This is a genomic window from Chromobacterium sp. IRSSSOUMB001, from assembly GCF_023507765.1.
Classification (GTDB): Bacteria; Pseudomonadota; Gammaproteobacteria; order Burkholderiales; family Chromobacteriaceae; genus Chromobacterium; species Chromobacterium haemolyticum.
The window spans coordinates 160,778-173,663 of sequence record NZ_JALCYU010000004.1; the positions used below are offsets into that span (position 1 = coordinate 160,778).

At 66.2% G+C, this 12,886-nt stretch carries 11 protein-coding genes; 8 read left to right on the forward strand and 3 right to left on the reverse strand.

The annotated features are described in order from the left end of the window. Window positions 1–56: 56 nt before the first annotated feature. Entirely contained in the window at window positions 57–791 is a 735-nt protein-coding gene (locus tag MOV80_RS06825) for an S-methyl-5'-thioinosine phosphorylase (RefSeq protein ID WP_019103057.1), read from the reverse strand. Window positions 792–1,086: 295 nt separating this feature from the next. Here MOV80_RS06825 and MOV80_RS06830 point away from each other — a divergent pair, with 295 nt between their 5' ends. The 7 genes from MOV80_RS06830 (at window position 1,087) to MOV80_RS06860 (ending at window position 9,477) form a co-directional block, all read left to right on the forward strand. Next, entirely contained in the window at window positions 1,087–1,722 is a 636-nt protein-coding gene (locus MOV80_RS06830; RefSeq protein WP_019103059.1) for a TetR/AcrR family transcriptional regulator, read from the forward strand. Further along, window positions 1,719–2,699 (forward strand): secretion protein HlyD, encoded by a 981-nt coding sequence (gene hlyD / locus MOV80_RS06835; RefSeq protein ID WP_107731515.1) that lies wholly within the window; start codon window positions 1,719–1,721, stop codon window positions 2,697–2,699. The genes MOV80_RS06830 and hlyD overlap by 4 nt, the downstream gene beginning before the upstream one ends. Window position 2,700: 1 nt before the next feature. Next, complete coding sequence (locus MOV80_RS06840; RefSeq protein WP_249604951.1) at window positions 2,701–4,440, forward strand: ATP-binding cassette domain-containing protein; 1,740 nt, start codon at window positions 2,701–2,703, stop codon at window positions 4,438–4,440. Continuing rightward, on the forward strand, window positions 4,437–5,573 hold the full coding sequence (locus MOV80_RS06845; RefSeq protein WP_161524249.1) for an ABC transporter permease: 1,137 nt from the start codon (window positions 4,437–4,439) through the stop codon (window positions 5,571–5,573). Before MOV80_RS06840 ends, MOV80_RS06845 begins: the two co-directional genes overlap by 4 nt. An 11-nt stretch (window positions 5,574–5,584) precedes the next feature. Continuing rightward, entirely contained in the window at window positions 5,585–6,685 is a 1,101-nt protein-coding gene (locus MOV80_RS06850) for an ABC transporter permease (protein WP_161524250.1), read from the forward strand. Next, window positions 6,682–8,106, forward strand: a complete 1,425-nt coding sequence (locus MOV80_RS06855) for an efflux transporter outer membrane subunit (RefSeq protein WP_161524251.1) — start codon at window positions 6,682–6,684, stop codon at window positions 8,104–8,106. The genes MOV80_RS06850 and MOV80_RS06855 overlap by 4 nt, the downstream gene beginning before the upstream one ends. Before the next feature lie 87 nt (window positions 8,107–8,193). Next, on the forward strand, window positions 8,194–9,477 hold the full coding sequence (locus MOV80_RS06860) for a ferric reductase-like transmembrane domain-containing protein (protein WP_249604952.1): 1,284 nt from the start codon (window positions 8,194–8,196) through the stop codon (window positions 9,475–9,477). 83 nt (window positions 9,478–9,560) lie between these two features. Here the strand turns inward: MOV80_RS06860 and MOV80_RS06865 are convergent, their stop codons facing one another. Together MOV80_RS06865 and MOV80_RS06870 are read right to left on the reverse strand one after the other, a co-directional pair. Beyond that, complete coding sequence (locus MOV80_RS06865) at window positions 9,561–9,995, reverse strand: DUF411 domain-containing protein (RefSeq protein WP_249604953.1); 435 nt, start codon at window positions 9,993–9,995, stop codon at window positions 9,561–9,563. Between the two features lie 73 nt (window positions 9,996–10,068). Next, on the reverse strand, window positions 10,069–10,383 hold the full coding sequence (locus MOV80_RS06870; protein ID WP_157222053.1) for a hypothetical protein: 315 nt from the start codon (window positions 10,381–10,383) through the stop codon (window positions 10,069–10,071). 326 nt (window positions 10,384–10,709) lie between these two features. Here MOV80_RS06870 and MOV80_RS06875 point away from each other — a divergent pair, with 326 nt between their 5' ends. Further along, window positions 10,710–12,815 (forward strand): TonB-dependent receptor, encoded by a 2,106-nt coding sequence (locus MOV80_RS06875; protein WP_019101549.1) that lies wholly within the window; start codon window positions 10,710–10,712, stop codon window positions 12,813–12,815. Window positions 12,816–12,886 lie beyond the last annotated feature (71 nt).

The following is a 12,886-nucleotide window of genomic DNA, read 5'->3' on the forward strand; positions in this document are numbered from 1 at the left end:
AGCCCACCTTCCAGTACCATGCCTTAAAACGACACAAGCACACCAATCCAACAATCCTACTGTTTGCTTGACAATAGCTCAGCCAGCACCGACATCACCACCTCCACCCCCATCGCGCCGGTGGTCGCGTCGAACTCCACCGTCGCCGCGCCGCCCTTGCCAGCGGCCCAATTGCTGACCAGGCACAGGTGCGCATAAGGCAGGTTCATCTCCCGCGCCAATGCCGCTTCCGGCATGCCGGTCATGCCGACTATATCGGCGCCATCCCGCTCCAACTTCAATATTTCCGCGGCGCTTTCCAAACGCGGCCCCTGGGTGCAGGCGTAAACGCCGCCCACCACCCCGCTGTGGCCGCTGTCCGCCATCGCGCGGATCAGCCGCTGACGCAGCGCGTCGTCATAGGGAGAGGAGAATTCGGCGTGCACCACCGGCCGGTCCAGACCTTCAAAGAAGGTATGCTTGCGGCCCCAGCTGTAGTCGATGATGTTGTCCGGCACCACCAGGCGGCCCGGCGGCATGTCGGGACGAATGCCGCCCACGGTGCCGATGGCGATCACGCCTTTCACGCCTTGATCGTGCAGCGCCCAGATATTGGCGCGGTAATTGATTTCATGCGGCGCCAGCGAATGGCCGTAGCCATGGCGCGCGATAAACACCACGTTCTGCCCGTTCAATAGGCCGAAGGTCAGCGCGCAGGAGGGGTCGCCATACGGGGTACGCACGACTTGACGATGGGTGACTTCCAATACGGGCAGCTGGGCCAGGCCGCTGCCGCCGATGATGGCCAACATGATGTGTCCCCTTTGTAATAGTGCGACGGATCGCTGTTTTTGCCGCGGCCTGAGCTGGATACGCCCGGCGCGGCTGCGGGATTCTTGCTTGCGGCGGAGCGCCGACGCTCCAATTATGGCCGATTATTTTCCGCCGGCACATGCCGCCGCGCGGTGAATTTGCCCGCGGCGGCGGCCACGACAATCACCGCTTTGAAAAACAAGCACTTGGCGGTTTCCTCCGGATTTCGCAAATTTTATACACCCGTACAAATTCGGCTTGCATAAGCTTATACGTTCGTATAAAAATACAAATATGAAATCGACCAACGCCACTCGACAGCAGCTGCTGGACTGCGGACTAATCATGGCCAAAGAAGCCGGCCTGCGCGCACTCACCGTACGCGGCCTGTGCCAGCGTGCCGGGGTCAACCCGGGCAGCTTTGTCTACCACTTCGGCAGCCGAGAACGCTACCTGAGCGAGCTGCTGGAACACTGGTACGCGCCGCTGTTCCAGCAACTGCAATGGCAGCAGCAGCAACAGCCGTCCGCCTTGCCGCGCTTGCAGGCCATACTGCGGCAGTTGCTGGACTTCATCACCGAGCACGGCGGCCTGATCGCCCACATGCTGCTGGACGCCGCCGCAGGCGAAGCCGCCGCACAGGCCTTCCTGTCCACGCTGGCGCCGCGCCATCCCAAGCTGCTGCTGCAAAGCATTGTCGACGCGCAGCAGGCCGGCGAGCTGGAGCGAGGCGATCCCTTGCACCAGGCCCTGTTCCTGATGTCCGCGCTGGGCCTGCCGGCACTGGCTCAGCACATCATCGCCGGCAAACCATTGCTGCCCGACCTGATCCAGCAGGCTTTCAACACCTACGCCATCGATCCGCGCCACATCGAGCAACGCCTGCAATGGGCGCTGCGCGGTCTGCGCCCATTGGAGCCACAGCCATGAAGCGTCCCCTTCTGCTCATCGGCCTCGTCGTCGCCCTGCTCGCCGGCGGCGGCTACGCCTGGCGGCAGCGGCAATTAGCCCAAGAACGTCTGAGCCTGTCCGGCAACGTCGACATCCGCGAAGTCAGCCTGTCCTTCCGGGTGGCGGGCCGCTTGCACAGCCTGAACGTGGACGAGGGCGCCGCCGTGCGCGCCGGAGACGTGCTGGGCGAACTGGACCCCGCCCCTTACCGCAACGCCTTGCGCGACGCCGACGCCGGCCTGGCCGCCGCCCAGGCGCGGCAGGCGCTGTACCGCGCCGGCCCGCGCCGCGAGGATATCGAGCAGGCGCAGGCCAATCTGGACGCGCGCCGCGCCGCGCAGCTCAACGCCGAGCAGACTTACCAGCGCCAGCGCCAGCTGGCCGACACCGGCGCCTCCGCCCAACGCGCGCTGGACGACGCCCGCGCGCAGCGCGACCAGGCCGCCGCGCAGGCCGAGGCGGCGCGCCAGCAGTGGCAGGCGCTCAAGCGCGGCTACCGCAAGGAGGAAATCGCCGAGGCCGAAGCCAATGCCGAACGCGCGGCGGCGCAACTGGCCCAGGCCAAGCTGCAACTGGCCGACACCCGCTTGCTGGCCCCGGCCGACGGCGTCATCCTCACCCGCGCGGTCGAACCCGGCGGCATGCTGCCCGCCGGCGGCGCGGTGTTCACCTTGTCGCTGACCCGGCCGGTATGGGTGCGCGCCTACGTCGCCGAGCCCGATCTGGGCAAGATGGCGCCCGGAACCAAGGTCAAGGTCCGCAGCGACGGCCGCGCCCAGCCTTACGACGGCGTGGTCGGCTTCGTCTCCCCCAGCGCCGAATTCACCCCCAAGAACGTGGAAACCCAGGATCTGCGCACCGCGCTGGTCTACCGGCTGCGCGTGGTGGTGCAAAACCCGGACGCCGCGCTGCGCCAGGGCATGCCGGTGACGGTAACGCTGGCGGACGGCGGCTGAGATGGACGCGCCGGACGCCATCATCCTCCGCGGCCTCTGCCAGCGCTTCGGCGCGCACGAGGCGCTGACCGGCATAGACGCGACGATACGCCGCGGCGCGATCACCGGCCTGGCCGGGCCGGACGGCGCCGGCAAGACCACCCTGCTGCGACTGCTGGCCGGCCTGCTGCAAGCCAGCGACGGCGCCGTCCGCGTCGAAGGGCTGGACCCCATCGCCGACGGCGACGCGCTGCGCGCGCTGATCGGCTATATGCCGCAGCAATTCGGCCTCTACGAAGACCTGACGGTGCAGGAAAACCTGGAGTTGTACGCCGATCTGCGCGGCGTCGTCGGCGAGCGCCGCCGACACAGCTTCGAGCGCCTGCTGGCCTTCACCGACCTGGCCCGCTTCACCCCGCGGCCGGCCGGCAAGCTGTCCGGCGGCATGAAGCAGAAGCTGGGCCTAGCCTGCGCGCTGCTGGGCGAACCACGAGTGCTGCTACTGGACGAACCCAGCGTCGGCGTCGATCCGATTTCCCGGCGCGAGTTGTGGAAGATGGTGGGCGAGCTGGCCGCGGATGGCATGACCGTGCTGTGGAGCACCTCCTACCTGGACGAGGCCGAACGCTGCGACCAAGTGCTGCTGATGAACGCCGGACAGCTGGCTTACGCCGGCGCGCCCGGCGAGCTGATCCGCCGCATGGAAGGCCGCAGCGTGCAGTTGCGCGGCATCGCCGGCAACCGCCGCCAGACGCTGCGGCGCGCCTTGCGCCAGCCGCAAGTGCTGGACGGCGTGATCCAGGGCCAAGCGCTGCGACTGGTGCTGCGCCAGGCCGGCCAGCCGCCTGAGCTGGCGGCGCTGCAAGCCGGGCCGGACGCCCATTTCACCGTTGTTCCGCCGCGGCTGGAGGACGCCTTCATCGAACTGCTGGGCGGCGGCCCCGGCGGCGATTCGGCGCTGGCGGAACGGATGCCGCCGGCGCAACTGCCGGCGGGCGTGGACCCTGACGCGGTGATCCGCGCCAAACAGCTCACCCGCCGCTTCGGCGATTTCATCGCCGCCGACCACATCGACTTCCAGGTGCGGCGCGGTGAAATCTACGGCCTGCTAGGCCCCAACGGCGCCGGCAAATCCACCACCTTCAAAATGCTGTGCGGCCTGCTGCGCCCCAGCGCCGGCGAGGCCAGCGTGATGGGCATAGACCTGAAGCGCAGCGCCAGCCGCGCGCGCCGGCAGCTGGGTTATATGGCGCAGAAATTCGCGCTCTACGGCAACCTCAGCGTCGCCCACAATCTGGACTTCTTCTCCGGCATCTACGGCTTGAGCGGCCAGGCGCGGCGCGACACCGTCGCGGAGATGGTCCGCGTGTTCGCGCTCGCGCCCTATCTGGACATGCTCGCCGGCGCTCTGCCCCTGGGCTTCAAACAGCGGCTGGCGCTGGCCTGCGCGCTGATGCACCGCCCGCCGCTGCTGTTTCTCGACGAACCCACCTCCGGCGTCGACCCCATCACCCGCCGCGAATTCTGGACCCACATCAACGGCCTGGTGGACAAGGGCGTCACCGTGATGGTCACCACCCACTTCATGGACGAAGCCGAATACTGCGACCGCATCGGCCTGGTCTACCGCGGCCGGCTGATCGCCAGCGGCACGCCGGACCAACTCAAGCGCCAGGCCGCCGGCCCGGAAGAGGAGATCACGATGGAGGAAGCCTTCATCCGCCTGGTGGCGGCCAACGACCGCGCCGGAGCAGGAATATGAGCGCCGCCGTCAAGCCCGCCCGCCTGCTGGCGCTGTGCCGCAAGGAAGCCATGCAGATCGTGCGCGACCCCAGCAGCATTCTGATCGCCTTCGTGCTGCCTGTGCTGCTGCTGTTCATCTTCGGCTACGGCATCAATCTGGACGCCAACAAGGTGCTCATCGGCGTGGTGCTGGAGGACAGCGGCGCCGAGGCCCATCGCTTCGCCGCCGCGCTGGCCGGCTCGCCCTATCTGGAGGTCCGCCCCGGCCATGACCGCGCCGACATGCGCGCGCGGCTGGCCGCCGGCGAAGTGCGCGGCATGGTGGTGATTCCCGCCGATTTCTCCGCCAAGACCGCGCAGGGACGCGGCGCGGCCGCGGCGCAGCTGCTGACCGATGGCGCCGAGCCCAATACCGCCAACTTCCTGGCCAGCTATCTGCAAGGGGCCTGGCAAGTCTGGCTGACCCAGCACGCTCAGGACCGCGGCCAGCCGCCGCCGGCCCAGTTGCAACTGGAGCCGCGCTACTGGTTCAACCCCGACACCGTCAGCCGCAACTACCTGGTGCCCGGCTCGATCTCGGTGATCATGACCATCATCGGCGCGCTGCTGACCTCACTGGTGGTGGCGCGCGAATGGGAGCGCGGCACCATGGAAGCGCTGCTATCCACCCCGGTGACCCGCGCCGAACTGCTCTTGTCCAAAATTCTGCCCTACTACCTGCTGGGCATGGCCGCGATGCTGGTCTGCGTGCTGGCGGCCACCTTGCTGATGAACGTGCCGCTGCGCGGCTCCTGGTGGCTGCTGTTCGTCGTCAGCAGCCTGTTCCTCGGCAGCGCGCTCGGCCTGGGCCTGCTGCTCTCCACCATCACCCGCAATCAGTTCGTCGCAGCCCAGGGCGCGCTCACCGCCGCCTTCCTGCCGGCCACCATGCTGTCCGGCTTCGTTTTCGAAATCAACAGCATGCCGCCGCCGGTGCAAGCCGCCACCTATCTGGTGCCGGCGCGCTACTTCGTCAGCGCGCTGCAAACCCTGTTCCAGGCCGGCGACATCTGGCCGGTACTGCTGCTCAACACCGGCTGGCTACTGCTGTCCGCCTGCTTCTGGCTGGGGCTGACCGCGCTCAAATTCCGCCGCCGGCTGGATGCGAGCTAGGAGAAGACACCATGTGGCGCGCGCTGCTGACCCTGATCCACAAAGAACTGCGGGCCCTGCTGTCCAGCCCGCAAAGCCGCCGGCTGCTGATCATGCCGGTGCTGCTGCAACTGCTGCTGTTTCCCTTTGCCGCCACGCTGGAGGTCAAGAACAGCACGCTGGCCATCTACAATCAGGACGGCGGCGCGGCTTCCATCGAACTATCCCAACGCCTGGCCGCGGCCCAGGCCTTTCCGCACTTGCTCAACATCCATAGCGAAGCCCGGCTGCGCGAGGTCATCGACCGCCAGCAAGCGCTGCTGGCCATCCGTATTCCGCCGGATTTCTCGCGGCGGCTGGCCCAGGGTGCAGCACCGCGGCTGCAGGCCGTCATCGATGGCCGCCGCTCCAACAGCGCGCAGATCGCCTTCGGCTATGCCCAGCAAATCGTCGCCCAATACGCGCGCGAACTCAGCCCCGCGCCGCCGCCGGCCCAGCTGCAGCTCCGTCATCTGTACAACCCCAATCTGGAATACCGCTGGTTCGTGCTGCCCAGCCTGGTGGCCATCATCACTACCATCGGCTGCCTGATGGTCACCGCGCTGTCCCTGGCGCGCGAACGCGAGGAAGGCACTTTCGACCAATTGCTGGTCACCCCGCTGACCCCCGGCTACATCATGGCCGGCAAGGCGGTGCCCGGCATGCTGGTGGCCGCGCTGCAAGGCAGCGTCATTTCCGCCGCCGCGGTGTGGCTCTACCAAGTGCCCTTCGGCGGCGGCATCGCCCTGCTCTACCTCGCCATGCTGTGCTACGGCCTGGCCCTGTCCGGCTGCGGCCTGCTGATCTCGGCGCTGTGCGCCAACCAGCAGCAGGCCTTTCTCGGCGTGTTCGGCTTCATGGCCCCCGCGGTGATCCTGTCCGGCTATATGGCGCCGGTGGAAAACATGCCCTGGCCACTGCGCGCGCTCAGCGCCGCGGACCCGCTCAGCCATTTCATCGTCGTGGTCAAGGGCCTGTTCCTCAAAGGCTACGGCGCGGCGGAAGCCTGGCCGCACTTGTGGCCGCTGTTGTTGATCGCCGCCATCGCCCTTGGCCTCGCCTACCTGATTTTCCGTCAAAGGAGCGGACAATGAATTCATCCCGCCTTGCCGTTTCTCTGTCCCTCGTCCTGCTCGCCGGCTGCGCCGTCGGCCCCAACTACCAGCCGCCGACGCCGGCGCAACTGCTGCCCGCCGCTACAGCGGAAACCGAACCGGAAGCCGCCGGCTGGTGGCAGGCCTTCCAGGACCCGGCGCTGAACCGGCTGGTCGGCGCCGCGCTGCGCCACAGCCCGGACCTGGCCAGCGCCGACGCCAATATCCGCCAGGCGCGCGCCGCGCTGGAGATGAACAGCGGCGCGCAATGGCCGCAGCTCAACGCCGCCGGCCGCGTCAGCCGCGATCAGCTGAGCCGGCGCGGCGAGGCGCTGGCCAATATCCCCTTCGCCAACCCGCAGACCCTGTTCACCGATTACCGCGCCGGCTTTGACGCCAGTTGGGAAATCGACCTGTTCGGCCACACCGCCCGTAGCGTGGAAGCCGGCCGCGCCCGGCTGGAAGCCAGCCGCGAGCAAGCCGCCGACGCCGCGCTGCGCGTGACGGCGGAAACCGCGCGGCTGACGCTGGACTACCGCTACTGGAGCCTGCGCGCCGACAACGCCGCCGCCCAGGCCGGCTGGCGCGCGGAGCTGGCGCGGCTGACTCGGCTGCAATTCCAGGCCGGCCTGGCCGGCGCCGGCGAAGTGGACCAGGCCGAGGCCGAACGGCTGCGCGCCGACGCCCAGCTGCAACCGCTGCTCGCCGCCCGCCAGGCCGCGCTCGCCGCGCTGGGCCCGCTGACCGCGCTGCCGACGGCCGCTCTGCGCGCGCAGCTGGACGGCGTCGCGCCGGAACCGCGCCTGCCGCCGACGCCCGCCGCCGGTCTGCCGTCGGAGCTGCTGCTGCGCCGGCCGGACCTGCGCGCCGCGGAACGACAGCTTGCCGCCGCCAGCGCCGACATCGGCGTAGCCACCGCCGAGCAATACCCGCGCTTCAGCCTGCTGGCCAGCGGCGGCTGGGACAGCGTCCGCCCCGGCGACTTCGCCTCCCAGGCCAGCCGCTACTGGAGCCTGGGCCCGCAACTGAACTTGCCGCTGTTTGCCGGCGGCCGGCTGCAAGCCCAGGTCCGGGCTCGCGAGGCCGGCTACGACGCCGCGCTGGCGCAATACCGCAAGGCGGTGCTGCAAGCGCTGGCCGATGTGGAAACCGCGTTCTTGCGCAGCCAGGCCGGCCGCGTCCAGGAGGCGAGACTGAGCGACGGCGAAACCACGCTGCAACGCCAGCTCGGCTACGCCCGCCAGCGCGTCGCCGTCGGCGAAGCCGCGCAAAGCCACGCGCTGGAAGCGCAACTACAGCTCGCCGCGCTGCGCGAGCAAAGGCTGGCGGCGCGGCAAACGCTATCAGCCGACCTGATCGCGCTGTATAAGGCGCTGGGCGGCGCGCCAACGCGTCAACCACCCGGAGAATCTTCACGCTAAGCCGGCCCGAGCGCCGCGTTTAAGCTTGGCTTAAGCTTGCAATGTTCCAATCGTCTTAATCCCCCTATTAAAAGAAAGGATATGGCGATGAAGCGCAATCTTCCCCTGCTCAGCCTGCTGCTGCTCGTCAGCGGCGCCTTGTACGCCGCCGCCAGCCTGTGGCAAAACGGCTTGCCTGCCAGCTACTGGCAATGGCGGCGCGAACTGGTGATGCTCAGCGGCGTGCAATTGATGACCGTGATGAGCGCCGCCATGCTGCTGGCCGCGCGCCCGCGTTGGCTGGAGCCGCTGCTGGGCGGCCTGGACCGCCTGTACGCGCTGCACAAGCGCCTGGGCATCGCCGCCGGCCTGCTGCTGGCGGCTCATTGGCTGATCAAGCTGTCGCCCAAGCTGATGCTGGCGCTGGCCTGGGTCGCTCCTCGCATCAAGAGCGGCGGCGGCGGCAAAGACCCGCTGGTCTCACTGGCCAAGGATGTGGGCGAATGGGCGGCCTGGGCGGTGCTGGCCATGGTGACCCTGGCGCTGCTGCGCGCCGTGCCCTATCGCTTCTGGCGCAAACTGCACAAGCTGTTCGCCCCGCTCTACCTGATGGGCGCCTTCCACGGCCTGATCCTGATGCCGGCCGAGATGTGGGCGCAGCCGGTGGGCTGGCTGCTGGCCGCGCTGATGCTGATCGGTTCCGGCTGCGCGCTCTACTCGCTAGCCGGCCGCATCGGCAAACAAGGGCAATACGCCGGCCAGGTGCATAGCGTCGAAGCGCTGCCCGCCGGACAACTGGAAGTAATCTGCCAGATGGACGGCTGGCCCGGCCACCGCGCCGGACAATTCGCTCTGGTCAACTTCGCCGCCGCCGAAGGCGCCCACCCCTTCACCATCGCCAGCGCCGATCATGGCGACGGCCGACTGCGTTTCATCATCAAGGCGCTGGGCGATTACACCCGCCGCCTGCCGGCCGAACTCGAAATCGGCCAGACCGTCACCGTGGAAGGCCCTTACGGCTGCTTCCAGCCGCGCGGCGGCGCGCGCCAGGCCTGGGTGGCCGGCGGCATCGGCGTCACTCCTTTCCTGGCCTGGTTGCAAAGCAGGGCGCTGGCGGAGACGCCACTGGATGTGGATTTCTACTACTGCGTGCGCCATCGCGACGAAGCGGCGCGGCTGGAAGAAGTGCGGCAAGCCTGTCATCAACGCGGCGTGCGGCTGCATCTGATCGAAAGCGAAGCCGGCGCACGGTTGAACGCCGATATGCTGCCGGAAGTGGACGAGGTCTGGTTCTGCGGCCCGCAGGGCCTGGGCAAAGCGCTACAGCGCGGTCTGAGCCAGCGTGGCGCGCAAGCGCCGGCTTTCCACCACGAGGCGTTCTCAATGCGCTGACGCAAAACGGGCATTCCAACATGCCGGAACGCCCGTCATACCCTCAAGCAAGCCGCCGCAACGCGGCTTGCGCCTCGCCGGCTTTAGCGCGTGGCGTAGACGCTGCGCCTTCCCTGCTCGTCAAAACTCAACACCTGATACGGCTGCTTGCTCGGCCCTTCCATACCCGGGCTCCCCATGGGCATGCCCGGCACCGCCAGGCCCACGATCTTGGGTTTGTCCTTCAGCACCTTCTTCACCAAATCCGCCGGCACATGGCCTTCGAACACATAGCCGCCGATCTCGGCGGTGTGGCAGGAACGCAGATCGGCCGGCACTTTCAACCGGCTCTTGACTGCGGACATGTCGGCCTCGTTGCGGCTTTGCATCGCCACTCCGTTTTTCTGCATATGCTCGGCCCAGGCGGTGCAGCAACCGCAATACGGGTCCTTGTGCATCACGCCGTCGGCGGCGGCGGCAAGCGGAGAAATCAGGGAAACGGCCAGCGCGGCGGCGGCCCAGTACAAATGTTTATTCATGACATGAATTCCAATGCTGTTTGAATGAAAACGCGCGCCAGCCCGCAAACACACGGTTGGCGCAAAAAACGGCTCATTCAAAAGATTGGGGCGGGCGCTCCGGCGGCGCGGGGATGAAACCGGACCACACGGTTTCGGCCTTGGCCTGCAACACTGGCCGAATCGCCTGCAGCGGCAGACTAGGCGCCGCCGGCCATGGCGCGGCCGGCAACTGGCAGCAAGCCGCGGCTTGGGCCGCACTGGCCGGCTGGGTATGGCAAGCCGCGCCATCGTCGGCCATCCAGACGCAGGGCGCGCTGGCGGCCACGCGTCCGCCCATGCTCCAACCCGCCTGCGGCAAGAGCAGCAGACACGTTAGCAACAGTAGCAAGGGCAGACGAATAGGCATCGATTCAGCTAGGGCGCTTAGTCCGGAACAGGCTTGAGACTGACGGCTAGCGCCTTGGTTCCCAAGCCATTTCGCCATTTCGCCCACCCCGCTCAAAGTTTGAGCCAGGTCATATCTGCGCCAGATTTGTGGCGAACGAGTACAATCACACCCTCAATCAATAACGATTCGCATTTGCGTTCGCATTAATTCGGTGGGATACTTATGGTCCCATTTGACATTCCTTGCGCAAACTAAACGCCAACGGCATGCACACAGCGCCGGCCATGCCGTGACGCGGATCAAATGGGCTTCGTTCATGTGATGAATTCCAGGTATCCACGATAATGAAAACCTTTGACTCCGCCGCCCGTCACGGCGTGCGCCTCGCCCTGTTGTCCGCGGCGGTTTCCGCCCTCTACCTGCCCGCCGCGCACGCGGCGGAAGCCGAAGCCACCCTGCCCTCGGTGGTGGTGACCGCTTCCGGTTACGAGCAAAAAATCAAACAGGCTCCGGCCAGCATCTCGGTGATTACCCGCGAAGACCTGGCGAAAAAACCATTCACCAATCTGGCCGATGCGCTGACCGATCTGGAAGGCGTCAGCATCAATGGTTCCGGCCCCGGCGACAAGGACATCGCCATCCGCGGCATGCCCGGCGAATACTCGCTGATCCTGGTGGACGGTCGCCGTCAAAACACCCGCGAAACCCGCAGCCGCGGCACCGGCGGTTTCCAGCAATACCAGATCCCGCCGATGGAAGCGATTGAGCGCATCGAAGTGGTGCGCGGCCCGATGTCCTCGCTGTACGGCTCCGATGCGATGGGCGGCGTGGTCAACATCATCACCCGCAAAGCGCCCAAGGAATGGCATGGCTCGATGACGCTGGGCGGCACCATCACCGAACATTCGAACGAAGGCAATACCGGCCAGAGCAGCTTCTGGCTGGGCGGCCCGCTGATGAAGGACCTGCTGTCGCTGCAAGTCTACGGCTCGCTGAACAACCAGGCGGAAGACAATATCTTCTACTCCAAGAGCGGCGATGGCGGCAAAGTCGCCAGCCACGTGGCCGACATCAACGCCAAGCTCAGCTTCACCCCGAATCAGGACCACGAGATCACCTTCGAGGCTGGCCATAATGAGCTGCGCAAAACCACGACGCCAGGTAAAAGCGACTCAGTAATTTCGCGCGGCAAGCCGAACAAGAAGAATGACTATTTTGATGTCCGCGACCACTGGAGCCTGAGCCACAACGGCAAGTACGGCAATGTGCGCTCCAATGTCTCCCTGTATCAGGAAATCGACAAACCCAGCCACTCGCTTAATAACGTGGACGATGGCACAGGCCTGAAACTGACCAACACCACGCTGGACGGCCAACTGACCTTCCTGCTGGATCGCCACACCGTGAAAATCGGCACCCAAGTCGGCCAGCAAGTCGGTTCCGGCATGCGTGCTCAAGAAGCCATTGTGGGCTTCATCGGCCCCGCCAACCCAGACAAAATCACCGTCAACACTTGGGCGTTGTTTGCCGAGGACAGCTTCGAAGCCACAGACAGCCTGACCATCACCGCCGGCGGCCGTGTCGACCACCACAGCGTGTTCGGCACCCACTTTACTCCACGTGTTTATCTGGTTGAGCACCTGAGCCCGCAATGGACGTTGAAAGGCGGCGTCGGCAAGGGCTTCAAGGCACCAACCATCCGCCAGAGCACCGACGGCTACTGCATGCGTACCGGTGCGGGCAACGAGGCCGGCATCCTGTGCGGCAACTCCAAGTTGAAGCCGGAGGAAAGCACTTCCTACGAAATCGGCCTGCACTTCGACAATGAGCAAGGCCTGAGTGCCAACGCCACCCTGTTCAACAACGACTTCAAGAACAAAGTGGTCAGCTACGGCACCGACAAGTTCTCCAACCAGTATGCGCCTGGCACAGACCCGGTTCGTATCTACATTTACGACAATGTGGACTCGGTCAACATCCGCGGCCTGGAACTGTCCAGCAGCTGGACCTTCATGCCGAAGTGGACGCTGTCCGGCAACTACACCTACACCAAGTCCAAACGCGAAGGCGGCAAGGAAACCAGTTTCCTTGGCCAGTCGTTGAACGGCATGCCGCTGGACAAGACCCCGGAACACGCCGGCAATGTGAAGCTGGCCTGGGCGCCAATGGAAAAACTGGACCTGTACACTCGCCTGAACTTCGAAGGCAAGCAGTACTACACCGGCTTCCGCAATGGCGCCAACGTGGCCCGCACCCGCGGCGGTTCCAGCACTTGGGACTTTGGCGGCAGCTACAAGCTGAACAAGAGCTTTGACGTCAACTTCGCCGTGTACAACCTGGCCGACCGCACCGTCGCGATCGATAACCGCGGCCGTTACGATGGCCTGGACGGCAACTGGATGGTCGACGAGGGCCGCCGCTATTGGCTGACCTTGACCGGCAAGTTCTAAGAAGGTGTTCACGATCTCGCGAGCTAGAGCGAGACAAGGCGCAAACGGTTGAGGAAGCGGAATGTACAAGT